This window comes from Mesorhizobium temperatum, assembly GCF_002284575.1.
Classification (GTDB): domain Bacteria; phylum Pseudomonadota; class Alphaproteobacteria; order Rhizobiales; family Rhizobiaceae; genus Mesorhizobium; species Mesorhizobium temperatum.
The window spans coordinates 50838-72656 of the sequence record NZ_NPKJ01000048.1 but is presented as its reverse complement, the minus strand read 5'-3'; the positions used below and the strand labels follow the sequence as shown (position 1 = coordinate 72656).

Genomic DNA, 21819 nt, shown 5'->3' with positions numbered 1-21819 from the left:
GAATACCACTCCTCCGAGGTACCGGAAACTACCGGGGTCGCTCGCTAACCAAAAGGGGTCCTGCGCTGCGCAGGACCCCGGTTTTTACAACTGCGGTTACTTCAGCTCTTCGGCCTTGATGTAGCCGGAATCGACCACCAGAGCCTGGTAGTTCGACTTGTCGACATCATGCGGCGTCAGCAGGATCGAGGGGACGACCTTGACGTCATTGTTGTAGGTCTTGGTGTCGAGGCCGTCCGGCTTGCTGCCCGTGAGCACCTTGTCGACGAGTTCGACCGTCGCCTTGGCGAGTTCGCGGGTGTCCTTGAACACGGTCGAGTACTGCTCGCCGGCGATGATCGCCTTGACCGAAGCGGTCTCGGCATCCTGGCCGGTGACAACGGGCCATGGTTGATCGGGCGTGCCGTAACCAACGGCGCGCAACGAAGCGATGATGCCGCGCGACAGGCCGTCATACGGCGAGAGCACGCCATCGACGCGGCTGCCATCCGAATAGTTGGCGGAGAGCAGATTGTCCATGCGGGCCTGGGCCGTCGCTGCCAGCCAGCGGAGCGTGCCGACCTTGTCCATGCCCATCTGGCCGGACTTCACCACGAGGGTCTTGTCGTCGATCAGCGGTTGCAGAACCGACATTGCGCCGTCGTAGAAGAAGAAGGCGTTGTTGTCGTCCGGCGAGCCGCCGAACAGCTCGACGTTGAACGGACCCTTGTTTTCCGGATAGCCGAGGCCCTTGAGCAGCGATTTGGCCTGGATGACGCCGACGCCGAAATTGTCGAACGTGGTGTAGTAGTCGACATTCGGGGTCTTCTTGATCAGCCGGTCATAGGCGACGACGACGACGCCGGCGTCAGCCGCCTTCTGCAGCGCGTCCGACATCGTGGTGCCGTCGATGGAGGCGATGATCAGTGCCTTCGGGCCTTTGGTGATTTCGTTTTCCAGCTGGCTGAGCTGATTGGGGATATCGTCCTGCGCATATTGCAGGTCGACAGTGTAGCCCAGAGCCTCGAGCTGGGACTTGACGGCGTCGCCGTCGTTGATCCAGCGCTGCGAGGTCTTGGTGGGCATCAGCACGCCGATGAGGCCTTCGCCTGCCTGCACCGGGACCGTCATGGCCGCGATGCTAAGGGCCGCGACGGCGGCCAGTGTCTTGACGATCTTCACATTAACTCTCCCTGGTTGATGGACGCGCACCCTGGGTTTCGTGGGCCGCGCGATCGTGCAGGAGCGCCAAACGCGCCGCTGCCGTCATATCGATCTCCGGTATCCTCCCAATCGGCCCTGAGACTCTGGTTCCAGTCGATGCGATTTTTCTCGCTGGCGACGGTCAAGCTCCAGGACGCGCGGAGGGTGTGGCTCTTTGCCATAACTGTCAAATGCGATCTTTGGTGGTTGCTATACCCAAACTGATATACTGAAAGTGGACAAAAGATCTGGCCGGATTGCCGGCCGGCCACGAGCGAGGAGCAAACGGAGATCATGGCGGCGCTACGGGATCCTACTGGACTTTCAGATGGTTATGGCGAAAGTCCCGGCAGGAGTGAGACCCTGCTGCGCAGCGGCCTCAGTCTGCGCCACATGCGCATGATCGCAGCCCTCGATGACCATGGCCGGGTCAGCGCGGCAGCCCAGGTCATGAACATTTCGCAGCCCGCCGCCTCGCGGATGATCGCCGAGATGGAGGCGGTGCTCGACGTCAAGCTGTGCGAGAGGCTGCCGCGCGGCATCACGCTGACGCCCTATGGCAAGGCGTTGGCGAGGCGCGCGCGTTCGATCCTGCTCGAGATGCGTGAAGTCGACCGCGAGATATCCGAGCTCAAGGCGGGCAAGGGCGGCTCGGTGTTCCTCGGCGCGGTGACGGCTCCCGCGATCGAGCTCGCCGTGCCGGCGATCCGCGAAATCCGGCGTATCTATCCGCGTATCGAGATCACCATGCAGGTCGAGACCTCCAATGTGCTGGCGCGCGAGCTGATCGCCACACGTCACGATTTCATCATCGCGCGCATCCCCGACGACCTCAATCCACGGCTGTTCGAGGCCCGCGTCATCGGCGTCGAAAAAGCCTGCCTGATCGTGCGCCGCGGCCACCCGCTCGCTAAGGGCAAGGCGGTGCGGCTGGAGGAGACCGCCGCCTATGACTGGGTTTTCCAGTCGGGCGGCTCGCCGCTGCGCCAGGCGATGGAAAGCAATTTCCTGAACCGCAACATCGCGCTGCCGGACCGCATCCTCAACACCAGCTCGCTGCTCCTGACCCTGGTCATGGTCGCGCAGTCGGACGCCATCGCGCCGGTGTCGATCCAGGTGGCGAAATTCATCCAGAACCCCGAGGGGCTGGCCGGCGCCATCGACGTCGTCCAGACTGAGTTCGACATCGAGGTCAGGCCCTACAGCCTGATCACCGTAAAAAATCGCGCGCTGTCGCCGGCAGCCAAGATGCTGCACGACTTCATTTTGAGAGAGGTAGGCTGACGGCGTTAAATCAAGCAATCCATTGCCGATCCACTGCATAGCTATCGCACGGCTCCTAGGTCATGTCGCTTCAATTCAGAATATCGCTCGAGCGAAGGAACCACACAGGGCGGTGCCGCGTCATAGAAGCGGGCTCCTGTTGCAGCCCCAGCGAGGCTATCGATGATCAGGCTTCTCCTCGTCTTCGCCGCGACGCTTGCCTTCGCATGCGGCGGGGCGTGGGCGGCCAAGCTGGACCAAACCACCGTCAACCAGGCCCAATTCGCCGCCGGCGAACCGAAGGATGCCGATCCGACCGTGTTGAAGGCGCAGATTCTCTTGGATCGCGCCCGCTTCTCGCCGGGGCTGATCGACGGCCGGCTGTCAGAGAACTTCGCCAAGGCGATCGGCGCCTTTCAGCAGGCGAACGGACTCCCATCCGATGGCAAGCTCACTCCGGAGACCTGGAGCAAGCTCATCGCAACCTCCGCCGGCCCGGTGCTGGTCACCTATGAGGTGACGCGCAAGGATGTGCGCGGACCCTTCACCAGGCGTATCCCGGCTCGCATGGAGAGGATGGCCCGTCTGCCGCGGCTCGGCTATCGCACCGCTGCAGAGAAGCTGGCGGAGCGCTTCCATATCAGCGAACAGTTGCTCAGGATGCTCAATCCGGGCATCGGCTTCAGGAAGGCCGGCACGACCCTGGTGGTGCCTGATGTTGGCCGGGGCGATCCTCCCGCTGCCGTTGCCCGCATCGAGGTCGACAAGGGCGCCCGCCTGGTGCGCGTGCTCGATCCTTCCGGCAAATGGCTCGCAGTCTACCCCGCCTCGATTGGCAGCGATGAAAACCCGGCGCCAAGCGGCATGTCGGAGGTCAAGCGCGTGGTGCGCAACCCCACCTATCACTACGATCCGGACTTCGCTTTCAAGGGGGTCCGGACCAAGCGGCCCTTCACCATCGCTGCCGGACCGAACAATCCCGTGGGATCGGTCTGGATCGATCTCTCCATCGAAAGCTACGGCATCCACGGTACGCCCGACCCGGGCAAGATCGGCACGACCTTCTCGCATGGCTGCATCCGACTGACCAATTGGGATGCCGAAGACCTTGGCTCTATCGTGCAGCCGGGCACGAAAGTCGAGTTCAAGAACGAGATCGCCCATGCCGTCGACGAGCTCGCTCCGTAGCAAAATGATTGGCCAGCAGACCTGCTGTCGCAGGCTATTCCTGTGAACCTTCGAGATCCCAAGTCGAAAGGGATCGGGTCGGGAGTTACAGGCACAAACCCTCGGAGCAAGGTGGAGCGGGTAGCGGGAATCGAACCCGCGCGTTCAGCTTGGGAAGCTGACAAGCTACCATTACATCATACCCGCGCAGCAGCCTCGTTACCACGCAAGCCGGCGTTCGGGCAATGGTTAAGCGTGCGCTCGTGCCTTGCCAGCCGCCCGACTGTTACTCCGTCGTGGCAAGGGCATCGTCTGCGGCAAAAGCCGGCCAGTATTTCGAAATTGCCAGCGTGGCCCCGATTGAGGAGAAATGGCCATAGTCGAAATAGAGGAACTGGCCTGCGTCGGCGTAGGAGCAGCGTCCTGCGCTACAGAGGAAATTGAGCGGATCGATGAAGGTGGCGCCTTTGGTAAATGCGCGCACACGGTTGTTGATGTCGGGATCCATGGCCATTGGCCAGGATGTATCATCGAGATTTTCGCGCTTTGCGAAGAACGCGATTTTCCGAACGTCGGTTATGAACTGTGGAGACTGGCCGATGACAAACACACGCACACCTAGGCCACGAAGCGTATCGATCGTTTGCTGGAGACCGTCGAAACTTCTGGCCTCGTAGTCGGTCCACCGACCGCTGAGTACAACCGTCTTGATGCCGGCGTCCTGGACGATCTTCAGGGCTTGCTGATTGAACCGCATGCAATCTGGGCGTGCATAGGAGAAGTAGGAGAGAATCGGTGGACAGCCTGCGTAGGTATATTCGACGATGTTGGCCTGTAGCTGATTAATGTTGGCGTCCAGGCCTGAAACATAGTGGGCGGCGAACGAGTCGCCCCACAACAATACGGTTGTAGGGAAGCCGCGAGTGCGCGTGCAATCCTCGATATTCCAGCTTTCGATCCGGCTGGAGCCCTCGTTGAAACAGGTGCCATTGCCCCAGTCCCCGACAGGAATCCGCTGTTGGGCATAGTCCGGAAACCTTTGCGGAAAGCCGTTGCCGAGCGCCCCCGCCGCCCCGCCAACGCAAAGAAGAGCGATCGCGCCCGCTGAAAAGGCGAAGATGGGCACCGGGGCGGTGAAGCTCCTTTTCTGCCGAAACGGCTGCTCGATGTACTTCCACGAAAATGCAGCCAATGCGAAGCTTGCAACCGTCATCGCAACGGTCATCGACGGGTCGAGTTTTTGTAACGAAAGATAGTGCGCGAACGCATTGATCGGCCAGTGAACAAGATACAGCGAATAGGAGATGAGGCCGATCCAGACCAGCGGACGAACTTCGAGTATGCGGCTGGCGATCGTCGAGGGGCTATTTTGGCCGACATAGATAAGGAGGGCCGTTCCGAGGCACGGATACAAAGCGTTGTAGCCCGGGAACGGGTCGCTCTCCGAGATCGCAAAGAACCCGATGGCGAGAAGGCCAAATCCGGCCAGCCCGACCAGTTCCATAAGGAACCGGTTGCTCAAGGGCGGGGGCCGTTTCAGCATGAGCACCGCGCCCAGCATGAGTTCCCAGACTCGTGTCGGCAGCAGGTAGAATCCCGCGTTTGGCGCCAGCCATGTCGCCATGACCGCCAGCACGAAGCTGCCGAGAATGATCGGCAGGAGTATCGTCAGCCAGCGCTTGGCAAAATAGCGATAGATCAGGAACATCAGGATTGGGGCAAAGATATAGTACTGCTCCTCGACCGAAAGCGACCAGGTGTGCAACAGCGGTCGGAGCTCGGCATCGATGGAGAAGTAATTTGACGTCTTCCAAAAATAGATGTTCGACCAGAAAGTCGAGGCCGCTATGACGCTGAGACTGAATTCGTGCAGATCTGACGGCAGAAGAATGAACAATGCCGCAATGCAGCTGAGAAGCGTGACAAAGATCAGAGCCGGCAGGATGCGCCGGGCACGGCGCCAATAGAAGCTGATGATCGAAAACTGGCCGCGTTCAAGGTCGTCCAGAAGGCTTCCGGTGATCAGATAGCCGGATATGACGAAGAAGATATCGACGCCGGTAAAGCCGCCTGGAATTGCCGAAATTCCGAAATGGAAGAGTACAACCGGCAGGACCGCAACGGCCCGAAGACCATCGATATCGCGCCTGTACTTCATTCAAGAAGTCCTGTGTTCGCAGGTCACGGCGAAACAGCGCAGTCCGTCCATCACCGGGCGATACGAGTGGGTCTGGCAGATCGATATCAACGGGTCACCCTCTGTCGCCTAATTTTGCTGCACTGCAGCATCGGTGTCAAGACTGGCGAGCAGACAATCCGGCCAACCCGTTGTCCGGGGCAACTGGAGTTGGTGACCGCCTTGATGCCAGCGCGGCAAGTGCGTATTTCTGGACCTGTAACCGAATCTGGAGACACGCCTTGTCCGCACTAACGCGCTTTCTCGGCGATACGCCGCTCCGGGTGCTCCTGAAGCTGTTGGTGTTGTCGTTCCTCGTCGGCCTTGTCATGAACGCATTCGGCTGGTCGCCGATGGATGTGCTCTACGGCATCCGGAATTTCTTCGTCGATCTTTGGAATCTGGGCTTCCGCGCCATTGAGCGTTTCCTTGGCTATATCCTGCTGGGCGCGGCGATCGTCATTCCGGCCTTCATCCTTCTCAGGATCGCCAATTATCGGAAATAGAGCATGATCCCGACCGAAGGTCAGCGTAGCAAAAAGTGGAAACCGGTTTTCGGAAAGGATCATGCCCAAACGATAGGCGCTCAGGCGAAGCCTTCGGCCACTTCGAACAGGATGGCATGGCGCGCGGCGAGGGCCGCTACGTCAGTCGAATAGCCGCCGCCGATAACGCCGCAGACCGGGATGCCGAGCGCGCGAAAATGACGGATCACCATGTCGTCGCGGGCGCGCAGCCCCTCGTCCGACAGCGACAACCTGCCAAGCCGGTCCTCGGCATGAACGTCGACCCCTGCATTGTAGAAAACGATGTCCCAGCGCGCCCTGGCGGTGAGTTCCGGCAGGATGCCGCCCAACCTTTCGAGATAGGCCGCATCGCCGGTGCCATCTGGCAGGGCGATGTCGAGGTCGGAAGCGATCTTGCGCGTCGGATAGTTGCGGTCGCCATGCATGGAAAAGGTGGACACGCGCCGCTCGTCGCCGAGAATATCCGCCGTGCCGTCGCCCTGATGCACGTCGAGATCGACGATCAGGATGTTGCGGGCGGCAGCTTCGGCAAGCAGTACCAGTGAAGCCACCGCAACATCGTTGAAGGTGCAGAAGGCGCCTTGCGCGCGCAGCGCATGATGGCTGCCGCCGGCGGTGTTGCAGGCGATGCCGTCCAGCAACGCCAGCCGCGCCGCCAGCACGGTGCCGCCCGTTGCGAGCTGCGCCCTGAGCGAGACGCGCGGGCTCACCGGAAAGCCGATGTCGCGCTCGATTTTTTCAGGCACTTCGCAGCCCAGCACCTGGTCGACATAGCCGGCGTCATGGGCAAGCTTCAGCCATGATGCCGGCGCCGGTTCGGGCACGTTGAGCGCGGCGGGGCCGGTCAGTCCGCGGGCGCCCAAGGCTTCCATCAGCAGCTTGTATTTGCTCATCGGGAAGCGATGGTTGACGGCGAAGCCGGCGTCGTAGTCGGGATGATGAACGATCTGCAGGGGCATGAGCGGCAGGTGCGCCAGAGGCGGGTTTCGGTTGGCCGTGGCGGGATGAGTGGTTGCGCGGCGTCCGGAAACTGGGCCACATCGGCTGTTCGATCAAGCCGCAAAGGGAAAGCGGATCCTGGATCAGGTGTCAGCAGCGGCCAACGGCCGGTCTTTCGTCGTTACCAATCGCTCGGTGCTCGCCATCGCGGTGCCGATGACGCTTGCCTATCTGACGACGCCGCTGCTCGGCATCGTCGATACCGCGGTGGTCGGGCAGTTGGGCGACGCTGCCCTTCTCGGCGGCCTGGCGGCGGGCGCCCTGGTCTTCGACGTCGTCTTCACCTCCTTCAATTTCCTACGCTCCGGCACCACCGGGCTCGTCGCCCAGGCTGTCGGACGCGACGACGAACTCGAGGAACAGGCGGTTTTCTGGCGCGCCGTGCTGATCGCGGTCGTCACTGGCATCGTGCTTGCCGCACTTGCGCCACTGGTCGCCATCGCCGGACAATGGTTCATGAGCGCCGAGCCGCGCGTCAGCGAGGCGATGGCCGTCTACATCCGCATCAGGCTGCTTGCAGCACCGTTCTCGCTGATCAACTACGCCATCCTCGGCTATGTGCTGGGGCGTGGCGAGGGAGTGCTTGGGCTGATGCTGCAATTGGTGCTGAACGGCATCAACATCGCGCTCTGCATCCTGCTGGGGCTGGAGCTCGGCTGGGGCGTCGCCGGCGTCGCCTGGGCGACCGTCACCGGTGAATTCGTCGCCATGCTGCTTGGCCTGGCGATCATCGGCCGGCGTTTCTGGGCAGCGCCCCGGCTGCCGCGCCATCGCATCCTCGACCTGTCGGCATTCCTGCGCATGATGTCGCTCAACCGTGACATCATGATCCGGTCGTTTTCGCTGCTCGCCGCTTTCGCGCTGTTCACCCGCCAGGGCGCACAATTCGGCACGGTGACGCTGGCCGCCAACGCGGTGCTGATGAACTTCTTCCTCATCGCCGGCTATTTCCTCGACGGTTTCGCCACGGCAGCCGAACAGCTCGCCGGGCGTGCCGTGGGCGCGCGTGCCGCGATGCAATTCCGGCAGGCGGTGCGGCTGACCCTGTTCTGGGGCTTAGGGCTGGCGGCCACGGCGACGCTTGTCCTTTTGCTGGGCGGTACTGATCTGGTCGCCCTGATCACGACGTCACAAGATGTTCGCGCCGTTGCCGACATCTATCTGCCCTGGGCGGCGTTCACCGCACTCAGCGGCGTGCTGGCGTTTCAGATGGATGGCGTCTTCATCGGCGCGACCTGGTCGCGCGACATGCGCAACATGATGCTCTTGTCGTTCCTCGTCTTCAGCGCGGCCTTGCTCATCCTGGCGCCAGCCTTCGGCAATCACGGCCTGTGGGCGGCGCTGCACGTCTTCCTGCTGGTGCGCGGCTTCAGCCTGCTTGCCATTTTGCGCTTGCGGATGCGGACGGCGTTTTAGAGCGACTTCGGGTCAGAGCGGCTTGGACGACCATTGATCGAGGCTGCTATCGCGCAACTCGCGCAGCGACTTGAGCCGTTGCATATCCGCAAAACGCGCCATCCCCGCAAGAATGCGGCCCGGCAGTGCCGGCCCGGCATAGATCATGCCGGTGTAGAGCTGGACGAGATCGGCGCCGGCGCGGATCTTTTCAAGTGCCGTATCTGCAGAATCGACGCCGCCGACGCCGATGATGGCGCGGTCCGGGCCAAGCAGTTTCCGCATCTTTGCCAGCACGATGGTCGAGCGCTCGAACAACGGTTTTCCCGAAAGCCCGCCTGTCTCGCCGGCAAAATCGGTGCTGCGCAGCCCCGGCCGCGCGATGGTGGTGTTGGAGACGATGACACCGTTTATTGCCTTCTCGGTGACCTCGGCGGCGATATCCTCCAACTCGGCCTCGACCAGGTCCGGCGCGATCTTGAGGAAGACGGGCCGCTGCGCTGCAGCTGCCGTACGTGCGGCCATGACGCGCGACAGGAGTTCGCCGAGCTGTTCGCGCGCCTGCATGTTGCGCAGGCCCGGCGTGTTCGGCGATGAAATGTTGACCGTCAGATAGCTGGCGTAGGGTGCAAACCTGACAACGCCTCGTTCATAGTCACCGACGCGGTCGGTGCTGTCCTTGTTGGCACCGATATTGACGCCGACGATGCCGGCGCGGCCCTTGCGGGCGGCAAGCCGTTGTTCGGCGGCCTCGTGGCCCTCATTGTTGAAGCCCAGCCGGTTGATCACCGCTTCGTCCGATGTCAGCCGGAAAATGCGCGGCTTCGGGTTGCCGGCCTGCGGCAGCGGCGTGATCGTGCCGACCTCGGTAAAGCCAAAGCCGAGGCCAAGCAGCGCATCGGGAACCTCGGCGTTCTTGTCGTAACCGGCAGCCATGCCGAGCGGATTGGGGAAATCGATGCCGCAGACGCTGACTTTCAGCCTTTCGTCGAGCACAGGGCGCCGGGCGACCGGCAGCCCGCATTTCAGCGCGGCGATCGACAGGCCGTGGGCGGCCTCCGGATCGAATGCAAACAGGAACCTCTGGCCGAGCCGGTCGAGCACGCTCATTCGGCCTCCAGCGCCGGGAATTGGTGCAGGCCATCGGTGCCGAGCGGCAACGGTTGCACCCAGACGACGGCGTTGAGGTCGAGCGGGCCGTAAAGATGCGGGAACAGCGCGCCGCCGCGCGAGACCTCGTATTTCAGCACATCACCGAGTTTGGCGCCATCGACGGCGACCAGCAGCAGCCCGGTCTGGCCGGCAAAGTGTTTGGCCGCCGTTTCCCTGGCCTGGCCGGCGGTGGAAAAATGAATGAAGCCGTCGGCGACATCGATCGGCGCGCCGGCGAAGCTGCCATTTCTTTCGGCCTCGCGCCACAACCGTTCGGGCACTATCTTGTAGATAATCTGAGACATGGTTGCGCTATAGTCCGAACCAGCCATACGGGAAAGAGCGGGCCAGGGTTCTTCCCCATTTCCGGCGCAAACATGCGATAAATTGCACTTACTGGCCCATGGAGGACAATATGCGTCCGCAGCACGTCTTGATCCCTGCCGCCCTCATGTCGCTCGTCGCGGTATCAGCTTTTTCCGAGGAAGCCGACCGCTACCGGATGGAAAAATCGGCCACCGGCTATGTCCGCATGGACACGCAGACCGGTGCGATGTCGATCTGCGAGGAGGCTTCCGGCCAGCTCGTCTGCAAGATGGCGGCCGATGAACGCGCCGCCTTCCAGGACGAGATCGACCGGCTGCAAAATTCGGTGAAGGCGCTCGACCAGCGCGTCGTCAAGCTCGAGAACTCGCTTGCCGCCCGCTTTGAGTCGACATTGCCCAGCGAGGAGGATTTCAACAAGACGATGAGCTATATGGAGCGCTTCCTGCGCAGCTTCATCGGCATCGTCAAGGACATGGAAAAGGACAGCGGCGAGGATGCCGCCAGGCCCAATCCGCAAAAAACCTGAGCACCGTTCACCGGGGAAACCCGGCACATAGCCTTTGCCGCTTGAAAACGGCTGATATCGCCGCATAATCGTTCGACTGATCCCGTAAGAAGCAGACAATTCATCAATGGGATTCGGGGAGGGACTTGTGCCGTCGGGCTACACTTTCGTCATCGCTGACGATCATCCGCTTTTTCGCGGTGCGCTGAGAGAGGCGCTTGCCGGCATCGGCAACGTCGCCGGCATTCACGAGGCCGGCGATTTCGAAAGCGCCAAGGCGCTGGTCGTGGCCAATGAGGACGTCGATCTGGTGCTGCTCGACCTGTCGATGCCGGGCGCTAGCGGCCTTTCCGGCCTGATCTCGCTGCGCGGCATCCATCCGACGGTGCCACTGGTGGTGGTGTCGGCACATGACGATCCGGTGACCATCCGACGCGCGCTCGACCTCGGCGCTTCCGGTTTCATCTCCAAATCGGCCAGCATGGAGGAGATCCGCAGTGCCGTGCAGTCGGTGCTTGCCGGCGACATCGCTGCGCCCGCCGGCATCGATCTCGGCGTCGAGCGCGATCCCGAGATCTCCGATCTGATCAAGCGGCTGCAGACGCTGACGCCGCAGCAGACGCGCGTGCTCGGCATGTTGGCGGAAGGGCTGCTCAACAAGCAGATCGCCTACGAACTCGGTGTCTCCGAAGCAACGATCAAGGCGCATGTCTCGGCCATTCTGCAGAAGCTTGGCGTCGACAGCCGCACCCAGGCGGTGATCCTGCTGTCCAAGATCGGCAGCGATCCGCTGCCGGCAGCCAGCTGACCTAGAGCATTTGCCGCAAAGTGGAATCACTTGGCGTTGCAGAAATGCGGCTAAAACAAACAGATAGAGCGGGATCCCCAGTTCAATTTGAACGCACCCCGCTCTATAGGCTTCGCGCTGATCGTGTTCAGCGGCCGAGCCCCCAAAGGTGTGGATTCAGTTCGAAGCTCTTGATCAGCATCTCGGTGAGAACCCGTACTTTCCGCGCGGGATGCTGACCAGGCGGGCGGATGACATACGCGCCTGCCGAAGGTGGTGGATAGCGTGTCATAATGGGAACGAGCGCTCCGGAGGTCACATAGTCATACGTGATGCAATCGGGGAGCCAAGCGATGCCGAGCCCTGCCACTGCGGCGGCGGCAAGCGCCGTAGCGTTGTCGGCCTTGAACCTGCCCTGCGGCTGAACCGTGACGATCTTGTCGCCATCCATGAACTGCCAGGCTTCCGTCCCCTGCATGAGTGCCTGATGGGTGACGAGCTCATCTGGCGTCTGAGGTGAACCGCGCGTTTTGATATAATCCGGGCTTGCGACGAGCTTTCCATAGATCGGTCCGATGCGCTTCGCGATCAGGTTGGAGTCCTGAAGGTACCCGACCCGGATCGCGCAGTCGAAACCCTCTGCGATGAGATCAACGAAGCGATCGCTGTAGGAGGTATGGATCTGGAGCTGAGGGTGCTGATGCGCCATTTCCGCAAGCACGGGGGCGAAGTGGGTCGGGCCGAAAGAAAGCGGCATGGCAACTCTCAGGCGGCCGCGCAGATCACCGGTTGGGAGGATCGTTTCCCTGGCCGTGTCGATCTCGGCGCTGGCTCGGGCCGCATAATCCCTGAACGTGATCCCCGCTTCCGTAAGCGCGGCGCCGCGGGTCGTTCGTGCAAGAAGCTGAACGCCGAGTTCTGCTTCGATCCGGAAAAGCCGCCGACTGACGATTGACTTGGAGACGCCGAGCCGGCGCCCGGCGGCCGATACACCCCCTGCATCGGCCACTGCGACGAATGTCTGTAGATCTTCGATGTCCAATTCGGCGTTCCTCGTTTCGCGACACAGCTTGCCTGACTATGGCACTACCGCATCACCAAGAGGAACAGAAAATTGCGTCCAGGCAACGTCGCCTGCTGGCGCATGTCTCCCGTGAACCCATTGCCGTCCATAGCGGCAGAGAAAGGAAGTCTTGATGACCCCTCGTAACGGCCTTGATTCGCTTCTTCGTCCTGAAGACTCGGTCCTCGTTCTGATCGACCACCAGCCCTATCAGCTCACAAACGTGAACAGCCACGAACCGCAGATGGTGGTCAACAATGCGACGGCTCTGGCGAAGGCCGCCAAGGCCTTCGGCGTGCCCACGATTCTGACGAGCGTGATCGCTGATCGGGGCGGCCTCCTCTTCCCCCAGATCACCGATGTGTTTCCTGGACAGAAGGTGATCGATCGGACGTTCATCAACACCTGGGAGGATGAGAAGGTCGTGGACGCGGTCAAGGCCACCGGCCGCAAGCAGCTTATCATCGCCGGCCTGTGGACCGAGATCTGCGTTGCTATGCCGACGATCCAGGCTCTCGGCGAAGGCTGGGACGTGACGGTCGTCACCGATGCGTCAGGCGCCGTTTCGGTCGAGGCCCACGAGGTCGCGATCCAGCGCATGATCGCGGCCGGCGCGAACATGATGACCTGGCTGGCGGTGGCTTCGGAATGGCAGCGCGACTGGGCCCGCACAGAGCATGCCGCCGAGCTTTCGGAGCTGCTTGTGCAGCATGCCGCCGGCAGCGGCATCGCGTTCCTGTGGGAGCAGCAGCTGCTCAGCACGCCGGTGCCAAGCGCCGCCGAGGGCTAACCTGAATAGGGATGACGAGCATTCAGAACGATGCGTCGCAAGGAAGTTGAACACGCATCGGGCCTCGTCATCCCACGCTGCTGGTCGGTTCTTGTCATCTCAGAAATAGAAGCAATGAACGGAAAAGCTGAACCCGTTGGCCCCGGCTGGCCTGAAATCGTCGTGGGTCTCGTCTGCCCCTCTCCGTTCTGGCGATAGGCGGGGGTCATCCCGCTCTAGGCATCCGGGTTCAACATGAAGAGTATGACCGTTACTCTGCCGCCGACGCCAGCGGCCTGACCCTGGCCATCATCGAGCGCAGCACCGCCGGCTTCAGCGGCTTGTTGATCACCGGCACGTCGAGCCTGCCGGCGCTGGCGCGCACCTCGCTCGAGCGGTCGGCGGTGACCAGCACGGCCGGCATGTCCTGGCCGTGGATCGCGCGCAGTTTGGCGATCGCATCAAGGCCGGTCTCGCCGTCGAGATGGTAGTCGGCAAGCACGATGTCGGGTCTACGCATGCCGGATCGCTCGAGATCCCCCGAGCCGGCAAGCGTGTCGACGCTGCAGCCCCAGCCTTCGAGCAGCAGCCGCATGCCGTCGAGGATGCGGGCATCGTTGTCGATACAGAGCACGCGTAGCCCGGCAAGCGAAGCAGCAGTGCGGACCGGCGTCTTCGCCTCGACCTCGCGCCGCGGCTGCTGCACTGCCGCGATCGGCAGGATGACGGAAAAGCGCGTGCCCTTGCCCGGGTTTGAAAAGATCTGGAGTTCGAGGCGCAAGACGCGAGCGATGCGGTCGACGATGGAAAGGCCGAGCCCGAGGCCGTCAGCTTCGCGCGCACCCTCGTCGAGCCGGGTGAATTCGTGAAAAACCGTGTTTAGCTTGTCGCCGGCAATGCCGATGCCGGTATCGATCACCTGTATCTCGACCAGTTCGCCGCGCCGCCGCACACCGACCAAGACGCGGCCGCGGCGCGTGTATTTGATGGCGTTGGACACCAGGTTCTGGATCAGGCGGCGTAGCAGATTGCGATCCGTCATCACGCTGAGTGACGAGGGCATGATCGTCAGGCCGAGCTTCCTCTCGGCGGCAAGCGGCTGGAAGTCGTTGCCGATCTGCCGCAGCAGCTCGTCCAGGCTGAAGACGGTGTCGTCCGGTTTCATCGCGCCGGCATCGAGGCGGGAGATGTCGAGCACCGCGCCGAGAATGGTCTCGACCGATTCCAGCGAAGATTCGATGTTGTTTGCGGCCTTGCCGGTCGGGCCCTTGCCGGCCTTTTCGATCAGCGACGAGCAATAGAGGCGGGCGGCGTTCAGAGGCTGCAGGATATCGTGGCCGGCGGCGGCAAGGAACCGCGTCTTGCCGAGATTGGCCTCCTCGGCCAGCATCTGCGCCTGTGCCAGTTCCTCGTTGACGCGGGTCAGTTCGACGGTGCGGTCCTTGACGCGTTGTTCCAGCGATTCATTGGCGCGCTTGAGCGCCAGATCCTGCTCGACGCGTCCTGAGATGTCGGCATAGGTGGCGACGATGCCTCCATCAGGCATTGGGTTGGAGCGCAATTCCAGGATGCGGCCGCTGGTCTTCAGCTCCATCTGCCAGGGGCTGACGAAGCTGGTGAGGCGGTTGAGCATCGCCACCCGCTGGTCGGCCGGAATGTCGCCGCGCTCGGCCAGGTGACGCAGGATGCGGTCGAGCGAGACGCCGACCTGGCCCATCTCGTCGGGCAGGTCGAACAGCGCCCGATACTGGCGATTCCAGCAGATCAGCCGGAAATCTCTATCGAAGACGGTGATGCCTTGTTCCATCTGGTCGAGCGCGATCTGCAGCAGGTCGCGGTTGTGCTGCAGCGCCTCGGTGGCGTCGTCGAGCAGGCGGAAGGCGTCCTTGGATTCGCGATCGTTGCGGCGCAGCAGCAGCGACAGGATCAGCCGCGCCGAGGAGGAGCCGACGGCACTCGCCAGAAGCTGCTCGGAGAAGCGGATGACGTCCATGCTGGCTTGTTCATTGCCGTGCAGCGAAGCGCCGCTGCTCTCTTCAAACGACTGGAAGGACCGCTCGGTGCGTTCGACGCCAAGATAGCGCGCGATGGTGTCCTTGAGGTCGTTGACGGTGACGGTGGTGCGGAAGCGGCGCAGGCTCGGCATCGGGCTCGCCTCGCGCGGCACGAAGATCGACGCCTGGATGCGTTCCAGCGGCACCGATGCGCGCGACAGCGAGCCGAGCACGAAGAACAGCGTGTTGATCGACAGGCTCCACAAGACGCCGTGGTTCAGCGGCTCGGCGATGGTGCCGAACAGCGCTTGCGGCCGCAATGCCTCGAAGCCGAACAGGCCGTGGACGACAATGCCGGTGTCGGACGCGGCGAGCGAAGGAAGCAGCAGCGTGTAGCTCCAGACGACGATGCCGGCGACCATGCCGAGTGCCGCACCCCTGCCGTTGGCGCCGCGCCAGATCAACCCGCCGATCAGGGCCGGCGCGAACTGCGCGATCGCGGCGAACGACATCAGGCCGATCGAGGAGAGCCGCGCGCTGTCGGTGCTCTCGCGATAGTAGAGGAAGGCGACGAACAGCATGATGAAGATCGCCGCCCGCCGCACGTTAAGGATGAGCGTCGACCAGTCCTCGTTCTCGGACGTCGTGGTCTTGAGCAGGCGGCGCACAAACAGCGGAATGACGAGGTCGTTGGAGATCATGATCGACAGCGCGACGCTTTCGACGATCACCATCGCGGTCGCCGCCGACAGGCCGCCGATGAACGCCGCCATGGCCAACACATCGTGACCGCTGAGCAGCGGCAGCGACAGGACGTAGAGATCGCTGCTGGTTTTAGTGCCGACCAGCGCCAGGCCGGCGAGCGCGATCGGCAGCACGAAAAGGTTGATCGCCACCAGATAGAGCGGAAACACCCACGTCGCGGTGCGCAATTCGGCCTCGCTGCGGTTCTCGACGATGGTGACGTAGAACTGGCGCGGCAGCATGATGATGGCGAAACCGCTCAAACATGTCAGCACCAGCCAGGTGGCGAGCGACGTGCGGTAGCCCATTGCTTGCTGAACTTGCGAATTCTCGGCGAGCTTGTCGACCATATCGCTCGGGCCGCCGAAGATCAGGAACGTCACCATCAGGCCGATCGCCAGAAAGGCGGCGAGCTTGACCACGGTTTCCACCGCTACCGCCAGCACCAGCCCATCCTGGTGCTCGGTGGCGTCGGCGTGGCGCGTGCCGAACAGCACCGCAAACAGCGCAAGGAGCATTGCGACGACCAGCGAGATGTCGCTGACGAAGGGATCGAACGAAGGTGGCGAGCCGGTATAATGCTCGACCATCAGGCTGACCGAACCGGAAATCGCCTTCAACTGCAGCGCCATGTAAGGCACCGCGCCGACCGTCGCGATCAGCGTGGCAATCGCTGCTACGGCGAAACTCTTGCCGTAGCGGGCGCCGAGGAAGTCGGCGATCGAGGTGATCTTCTCTGTCTTGGCTAGCCTGACGATGCGCCGAAGCAGCGGAAAGCCGAATACGAACACCAGCACCGGGCCGATATAAATGCCGAGGAATTCGAGGCCGCGCTCGGAGGAAAGGCCGACCGAACCGAAGAAGGTCCAGGAGGTGCAGTAGATCGCCAGGCTGAGCGCATAGATGAAGGGCCGGGCCCGGTCAGGCTCGGATGTCGTTGAGCGCCGGTCGCCGAGGCTGGCGATGACGAACAGCAACGTCACATAAGCGATCGCGATGATGACGATGAACCAGCCCTGCACGGCCCGATAATCCTCCCTTGCCGGTTTTGCATCCGGCCCGCTGAGACGCAATCACAGCTTGGCGATCAAGTCCATCGCGGCTTTCGGCGCAGGATGGCTGCGGTTTCGGGAATTTTGGCCTGCGGAAACGGTCTTTTGTCCATGCTGCAACCGCAGGTTTTTGCTATTGTGCCAGTGGAGCCAACGAGCGGGCGAGGGCGGCGGCCTGGCCCGTCAGAACAAGGAGGGTCGAATGCTGAAAGAATTCCAGGAATTCATTTCCCGGGGTAATGTCATGGACCTGGCCGTCGCCGTCATTATCGGCGCTGCCTTCAGCAAGATCGTCGATTCACTGGTCAGTGACATTATCATGCCGATAATCGGGGCGATTTTCGGCGGACTCGACTTCAACAACTATTTCCTGCCCTTGTCCTCAGCAGTCAACGCCACATCGCTGGCGGACGCCAAGAAGCAGGGCGCAGTCTTCGCCTATGGCAGTTTCATCACCGTCGCGCTGAATTTCATCATCCTCGCCTTCATCATCTTCCTGATGGTCAAGGCGGTGAACAATCTCCGCAAGCGTCTGGAGCGTGAGAAGCCAGCTGCGCCTGCGGCCGCTCCGCCGGCCGATGTTGCGCTGCTCACCGAAATTCGCGATCTCCTCGCCAGGAAATAGCGTAGGGCAAGATCTCTGGACCAAAACCTCGGCTGTTCGCGGCCGGGGTTTTCTATTTTCGCCTGTCGTAGAACACGCTAGCAGTCCAGAAGACGAAAACGGATTTATCCATGACCCTGATCGAGAATTTGCGCGCCGAGGCCCGGGCCGCGCCGGAAAGCGGCATTGTCGCCGTCATGAACCGCGGCCGCGACCGCGACGGCATGATCCCGCTCTGGGCCGGCGAGGGCGACCTGCCGACGCCCGCCTTCATCACCGATGCCGCTGCCCGGGCGCTGGCCGGCGGCGAGACCTTCTATACCTGGCAGAAAGGCATCCCCGAACTGAGGCAGGCGCTCGCCCGCTATTACGTCAGGCATTTCGGCAAGAGTTTCGCCGAGGAAGAATTCATCGTCACCGGCTCGGGCATGCATGCCATCCAGCTGGCAATCGATGCCGTCGCCGGGAAGGGGGACGAGCTCGTCTATCTGTCGCCGGCCTGGCCGAATTTCGCCGCAGCCGCCGGCGTGGCGGGCGCCGTCCCGGTCGCTGTCACGCTCGACCAGTCCGGCAATGGCTGGTCCTGCGACGTCGGCAAGATCGAGGCGGCGATCACGCCAAGGACAAAGGCGCTGTTCGTCAACACACCCTCCAACCCGACCGGCTGGACCGCCGACAGGGAGACGCTGCAGGCGATCCTCGACCTTGCCCGCGAAAGGGGCCTGTGGATCATCGCAGACGAGATCTATTCGTTGTTCCACTACGGTGATAGTCGCGCGCCGTCCTTCATCGACATCATGGCCGACGAGGATCGCATTCTGTTCGTCAACAGTTTTTCCAAGAACTGGGCGATGACCGGCTGGCGGGTCGGCTGGATCAAGACCCATCCCTCGCTGCAGCAGGTGTTCGAGAACCTGGTCCAGTATTCGACCTCCGGCGTTGCCCAGTTCATGCAGCGCGGCGCCGTCGTCGCGCTCGACGAAGGCGATGCCTTCATCGTCGAGCAGGTGGAGCGGGCGAGGGCGGCGCGTGACCTGGTCTGCGGCATCCTGGCTGCGACCGGGAGGGCACGCTTCACCGTGCCGCAGGGCGCGTTCTATCTGTTCTTCGCGGTCGACGGCATCACCGATTCACGCGCCGCCGCATTCGACATCGTCGACCGCGCCAATGTCGGTCTGGCGCCCGGAACCGCATTCGGTCCCGGCGGCGAAGCCTTCCTCAGGCTGTGCTTCCACCGCCGCCTCGACCAGCTCGAGGAAGCCGCGCATCGGCTGGCGAAGTGGATGAAGAGTGTGTGAGAGTCAGGTCCGCCCGAGCCGAATACGGACGCGCAAGCAACTTGGATCGCTTCACTCCTCGGCCACTGCCACCCCATCATGCCGTGACCTTCGAATGCCGCGGCGTCGAAGAACAAGGCGGCACCGGGAGCGGAGACCGCCATCATGCCCTCGGCTGAAGATCAGCCGCCGGACTTCGGCACCAGCAGCGGAATGACGCGGTCGCTTTCCCTCACGGCCGGCCGGCCCGCAGAACCGTAAGAGATACCCAAAGCATCCCAGGTCTCGACCAGAGCGTCCTGAAGTTCCGCGATCAGTTGATCCGAATGGAATGGCGTCGGTGTGATCCGCAGCCGTTCGGTGCCGCGCGGCACGGTCGGGTAGTTGATCGGCTGGATATAGATGCCGTGGACACCGAGCAGGCGGTCGCTGGCCATCTTGCAGAGCTCGGGATCGCCGACGAGCAGAGGCACGATGTGGGTAGCGGAGTCCATCACCGGCAGGCCGGCGGCGGTAAGAACCTGCTTGGTCCGCGTCGCCTGGCGCAGCTGCGCGTCGCGTTCGGCCTGCGAGCGCTTCAGATGGCGGATCGACGTGGTCGCCGCGGCGGCGATGGCCGGCGGCAGCGCCGTGGTGAAGATGAAGCCCGGCGCATAGGAGCGCACGGCGTCGATCACCGCGCTTGTGCCGGTGATATAGCCGCCGAGCGTGCCGAACGCCTTGGCCAGCGTGCCTTCGATGATGTCGATGCGGTCGGCCAGCCCTTCGCGCTCGGTGATGCCGCCGCCGCGCGGTCCGTACATGCCGACGGCATGGACCTCGTCGATATAGGTCATGGCGTTGTAGCGCTCGGCAAGATCGACGATCTGCTTGATCGGCGCGATGTCGCCATCCATCGAATAGACGCTCTCGAAGACGATCAGCTTGGCGCGTTCGCGGCCCGCCGCCTGCAGCAGGCTTTCCAGATGCGCAACGTCGTTGTGGCGGAAAATCTTCTTCTCGGCGCCCGAACGCCGCACGCCTTCGATCATCGAGGCGTGGTTCAACTCGTCCGAGACGATCAGGCAGTTGGGCAGAAGCCGCGCAATGGTCGAGATCGAGGCTTCGTTGGAGACGAAGCCGGAGGTGAAGACGAGTGCGGCTTCCTTGTCGTGCAGGTCGGCCAGTTCCAGCTCGAGCTCGACCAGCGGGTTGCTGGTGCCGGAGATGTTGCGGGTGCCACCGGCGCCAGATCCCATCTTGCCGGCGGCGTTCTGCATCGCGGCGATGACGTCTGGATGCTGGCCCATGCCGAGATAGTCGTTGGAGCACCAGACGGTGATTTCCTGGGCGCGGCCGTTGGCGCGCCAGATGGCGCGTGGGAATTTCCCCACGATGCGCTCCAGGTCGGCAAAGATGCGATAGCGACGCTCTGCGTGGAGCTGGTCGATCGCGTCTTCGAAGAACCGCTGATAGTTCATTTCGGCTTCCCAATTTTTGCGTGGGATCATAATCATTGCCCTATTCGACGTCTACTTGGCCTTTTTGGTCAAAATGCCACGCCCCAAGCCTGTTCCTAACGGCCACGGATCATGGCCTATTCCCTTGATGTGGATCAATTTTGTTTCAGGACGATGCCACGCGCCGATGAGACCGGTTACCGCAGACACTGATGGTACTAATGGCCTAGTGGCAGGCTTTCCAGTAAGGCGGGGTTGAGACAGTTTCCGACAAATCTTGAGCAGCGAGGACACGGATGACGGTTTTGGTGACAGGCGGTGCCGGCTATATCGGCAGCCATATGGTCTGGGAGTTGTTGGACGCGGGCGACAGCGTCGTCGTCCTAGACCGGCTTTCGACCGGCTTCGAGTGGGCGGTGGCACCAGAGGCAAAGCTCGTCGTTGGCGATGTCGCCGACAAGGAATTGGTCGCTTCGATCATCCGCGACAACAAGGTCGACGCGATCATCCATTTCGCCGGCTCCATAGTGGTTCCCGAATCGGTCGCCGACCCGCTCGGCTACTACGAGAACAACACCTGCAAGACGCGCACGCTGATCGAGACCGCGGTGCGCGAAGGCGTGCCCAATTTCATCTTTTCCTCGACCGCCGCCGTCTATGGCGGCGCCGGGCTGGAGCCGGTGCGCGAGGATGCCCGCCTTGCACCGGAATCGCCCTACGGCCTGTCGAAGCTGATGAGCGAATGGATGCTGCGCGACGCCGCAATTGCCTATGGCTTGCGCTATACGGCGCTGCGCTACTTCAACGTCGCCGGCGCCGATCCGAAGGGCCGCACCGGCCAGTCGACGCCGGGCGCCACGCATCTGATCAAGGTCGCCGCCGAGACGGCGCTCGGCAAGCGACCGTTCATGCAGGTGTTCGGCACCGACTATCCGACACCGGACGGCACCTGCATGCGCGACTACATCCATGTCAGCGATCTGGCGGCGGCACATCGGCTGGCGCTGGAACGGCTGCGCGCCGGCGGGACAAGCCTCGTCGCCAATTGCGGCTACAGCCACGGCTATTCGGTGCTCGAGGTGATCGACAGCGTGCGGCGCGTCTTTGGCCATGATTTCGACGTGCGGATCGGCGAACGCCGTCCGGGCGACGCCGCTGCGGTGGTTGCCAACTCGGAGCTGGCGCGCAGCGAACTCGGTTGGACCCCGCAGCACGACGACCTCGACCAGATTGTCGCCGACGCGCTGGCCTGGGAGCGCATCCTGACCGGCAAGAATTCGGCTCGGAGCTGAAGTCCCGGTTTTTCCTCCGTGGGCTCGTAGATCGAACGTAGAAGCGCTATTGAAGGAGCTGCGCGGCTGAAACGTGGAGGCGTTTCGGCCGTATTTGATCCTTTG

The 21819-nt window shown here is 62.5% G+C and carries 18 protein-coding genes and 1 tRNA gene; 10 read left to right on the top strand and 9 right to left on the bottom strand.

Annotation, left to right across the window (positions count from 1 at the left end; genetic code table 11):
* Positions 1-96: 96 nt before the first annotated feature.
* Positions 97-1161, bottom strand: coding sequence for a multiple monosaccharide ABC transporter substrate-binding protein (chvE, locus tag CIT26_RS16345; protein ID WP_095493532.1), 1065 nt, complete (start codon positions 1159-1161; stop codon positions 97-99).
* 315 nt (positions 1162-1476) lie between these two features.
* On the opposite strand from chvE, the gene CIT26_RS16340 reads away from it, so the two are divergent.
* Complete coding sequence (locus tag CIT26_RS16340) at positions 1477-2466, top strand: LysR family transcriptional regulator (protein WP_095493531.1); 990 nt, start codon at positions 1477-1479, stop codon at positions 2464-2466.
* A 162-nt stretch (positions 2467-2628) separates the two neighbouring features.
* Positions 2629-3633 (top strand): L,D-transpeptidase family protein, encoded by a 1005-nt coding sequence (locus CIT26_RS16335; protein WP_095493530.1) that lies wholly within the window; start codon positions 2629-2631, stop codon positions 3631-3633.
* 112 nt (positions 3634-3745) lie between these two features.
* Here CIT26_RS16335 and CIT26_RS16330 read toward each other — a convergent pair.
* A tRNA-Gly gene (locus CIT26_RS16330) sits at positions 3746-3819 on the bottom strand.
* A 79-nt stretch (positions 3820-3898) separates the two neighbouring features.
* Positions 3899-5770, bottom strand: a complete 1872-nt coding sequence (locus CIT26_RS16325; protein WP_095493529.1) for an acyltransferase family protein — start codon at positions 5768-5770, stop codon at positions 3899-3901.
* 260 nt (positions 5771-6030) lie between these two features.
* Here CIT26_RS16325 and CIT26_RS16320 point away from each other — a divergent pair, with 260 nt between their 5' ends.
* The gene (locus CIT26_RS16320; RefSeq protein WP_095493528.1) at positions 6031-6294 is read left to right on the top strand and encodes a DUF6460 domain-containing protein; all 264 of its coding nucleotides are present in this window, start codon (positions 6031-6033) and stop codon (positions 6292-6294) included.
* A gap of 80 nt (positions 6295-6374) precedes the next feature.
* On the opposite strand, the gene CIT26_RS16315 is transcribed toward CIT26_RS16320, so the two are convergent.
* Positions 6375-7274 carry a histone deacetylase family protein gene (locus CIT26_RS16315; protein ID WP_095493527.1) on the bottom strand — a complete coding sequence of 300 codons (900 nt, stop codon included), beginning with the start codon at positions 7272-7274 and terminating at the stop codon, positions 6375-6377.
* Between the two features lie 118 nt (positions 7275-7392).
* On the opposite strand from CIT26_RS16315, the gene CIT26_RS16310 reads away from it, so the two are divergent.
* Complete coding sequence (locus CIT26_RS16310) at positions 7393-8730, top strand: MATE family efflux transporter (RefSeq protein ID WP_095493711.1); 1338 nt, start codon at positions 7393-7395, stop codon at positions 8728-8730.
* 12 nt (positions 8731-8742) lie between these two features.
* Here the strand turns inward: CIT26_RS16310 and CIT26_RS16305 are convergent, their stop codons facing one another.
* Together CIT26_RS16305 and CIT26_RS16300 are read right to left on the bottom strand one after the other, a co-directional pair.
* On the bottom strand, positions 8743-9819 hold the full coding sequence (locus tag CIT26_RS16305) for a quinone-dependent dihydroorotate dehydrogenase (protein ID WP_095493526.1): 1077 nt from the start codon (positions 9817-9819) through the stop codon (positions 8743-8745).
* On the bottom strand, positions 9816-10166 hold the full coding sequence (locus tag CIT26_RS16300) for a DUF952 domain-containing protein (protein WP_167391425.1): 351 nt from the start codon (positions 10164-10166) through the stop codon (positions 9816-9818). Before CIT26_RS16300 ends, CIT26_RS16305 begins: the two co-directional genes overlap by 4 nt.
* 110 nt (positions 10167-10276) lie before the next feature.
* On the opposite strand from CIT26_RS16300, the gene CIT26_RS16295 reads away from it, so the two are divergent.
* Together CIT26_RS16295 and CIT26_RS16290 are read left to right on the top strand one after the other, a co-directional pair.
* Positions 10277-10714, top strand: coding sequence for a hypothetical protein (locus tag CIT26_RS16295; RefSeq protein ID WP_095493524.1), 438 nt, complete (start codon positions 10277-10279; stop codon positions 10712-10714).
* A gap of 127 nt (positions 10715-10841) precedes the next feature.
* On the top strand, positions 10842-11501 hold the full coding sequence (locus CIT26_RS16290) for a response regulator transcription factor (protein ID WP_095493710.1): 660 nt from the start codon (positions 10842-10844) through the stop codon (positions 11499-11501).
* Positions 11502-11628: 127 nt separating this feature from the next.
* Here the strand turns inward: CIT26_RS16290 and CIT26_RS16285 are convergent, their stop codons facing one another.
* Positions 11629-12522 (bottom strand): LysR family transcriptional regulator, encoded by an 894-nt coding sequence (locus CIT26_RS16285; RefSeq protein ID WP_095493523.1) that lies wholly within the window; start codon positions 12520-12522, stop codon positions 11629-11631.
* Between the two features lie 154 nt (positions 12523-12676).
* On the opposite strand from CIT26_RS16285, the gene CIT26_RS16280 reads away from it, so the two are divergent.
* Positions 12677-13333, top strand: a complete 657-nt coding sequence (locus CIT26_RS16280) for a hydrolase (RefSeq protein ID WP_095493522.1) — start codon at positions 12677-12679, stop codon at positions 13331-13333.
* A gap of 250 nt (positions 13334-13583) precedes the next feature.
* Here the strand turns inward: CIT26_RS16280 and CIT26_RS16275 are convergent, their stop codons facing one another.
* On the bottom strand, positions 13584-17072 hold the full coding sequence (locus CIT26_RS16275; RefSeq protein WP_095493521.1) for a PAS domain-containing hybrid sensor histidine kinase/response regulator: 3489 nt from the start codon (positions 17070-17072) through the stop codon (positions 13584-13586).
* A 232-nt stretch (positions 17073-17304) separates the two neighbouring features.
* On the opposite strand from CIT26_RS16275, the gene mscL reads away from it, so the two are divergent.
* Both mscL and CIT26_RS16265 read left to right on the top strand, forming a co-directional pair.
* Complete coding sequence (mscL, locus tag CIT26_RS16270; RefSeq protein WP_095493520.1) at positions 17305-17727, top strand: large conductance mechanosensitive channel protein MscL; 423 nt, start codon at positions 17305-17307, stop codon at positions 17725-17727.
* Positions 17728-17837: 110 nt separating this feature from the next.
* On the top strand, positions 17838-19004 hold the full coding sequence (locus CIT26_RS16265; RefSeq protein WP_095493519.1) for a pyridoxal phosphate-dependent aminotransferase: 1167 nt from the start codon (positions 17838-17840) through the stop codon (positions 19002-19004).
* Positions 19005-19165: 161 nt separating this feature from the next.
* Here CIT26_RS16265 and hemA read toward each other — a convergent pair whose 3' ends face one another.
* Positions 19166-20443 carry a 5-aminolevulinate synthase gene (gene hemA / locus CIT26_RS16260; RefSeq protein WP_095493709.1) on the bottom strand — a complete coding sequence of 426 codons (1278 nt, stop codon included), beginning with the start codon at positions 20441-20443 and terminating at the stop codon, positions 19166-19168.
* A gap of 275 nt (positions 20444-20718) precedes the next feature.
* Between hemA and galE the strand changes: the two genes are divergently transcribed.
* Entirely contained in the window at positions 20719-21714 is a 996-nt protein-coding gene (gene galE, locus CIT26_RS16255) for a UDP-glucose 4-epimerase GalE (protein WP_095493518.1), read from the top strand.
* The last annotated feature ends 105 nt before the right edge of the window (positions 21715-21819 follow it).

Excerpts from the sequence above, each read along its gene's own strand:
- mscL (WP_095493520.1), top strand. The coding sequence starts at position 17,305 with ATGCTGAAAGAATTCCAGGAATTCATTTCCCGGGGTAATGTCATGGAC.
- CIT26_RS16300 (WP_167391425.1), bottom strand. The coding sequence starts at position 10,166 with ATGTCTCAGATTATCTACAAGATAGTGCCCGAACGGTTGTGGCGCGAG.
- CIT26_RS16265 (WP_095493519.1), top strand. The coding sequence starts at position 17,838 with ATGACCCTGATCGAGAATTTGCGCGCCGAGGCCCGGGCCGCGCCGGAA.
- galE (WP_095493518.1), top strand. The coding sequence starts at position 20,719 with ATGACGGTTTTGGTGACAGGCGGTGCCGGCTATATCGGCAGCCATATG.
- CIT26_RS16305 (WP_095493526.1), bottom strand. The coding sequence starts at position 9,819 with ATGAGCGTGCTCGACCGGCTCGGCCAGAGGTTCCTGTTTGCATTCGAT.
- CIT26_RS16315 (WP_095493527.1), bottom strand. The coding sequence starts at position 7,274 with ATGCCCCTGCAGATCGTTCATCATCCCGACTACGACGCCGGCTTCGCC.
- CIT26_RS16340 (WP_095493531.1), top strand. The coding sequence starts at position 1,477 with ATGGCGGCGCTACGGGATCCTACTGGACTTTCAGATGGTTATGGCGAA.
- CIT26_RS16335 (WP_095493530.1), top strand. The coding sequence starts at position 2,629 with ATGATCAGGCTTCTCCTCGTCTTCGCCGCGACGCTTGCCTTCGCATGC.
- CIT26_RS16325 (WP_095493529.1), bottom strand. The coding sequence starts at position 5,770 with ATGAAGTACAGGCGCGATATCGATGGTCTTCGGGCCGTTGCGGTCCTG.
- CIT26_RS16295 (WP_095493524.1), top strand. The coding sequence starts at position 10,277 with ATGCGTCCGCAGCACGTCTTGATCCCTGCCGCCCTCATGTCGCTCGTC.
- CIT26_RS16280 (WP_095493522.1), top strand. The coding sequence starts at position 12,677 with ATGACCCCTCGTAACGGCCTTGATTCGCTTCTTCGTCCTGAAGACTCG.
- hemA (WP_095493709.1), bottom strand. The coding sequence starts at position 20,443 with ATGAACTATCAGCGGTTCTTCGAAGACGCGATCGACCAGCTCCACGCA.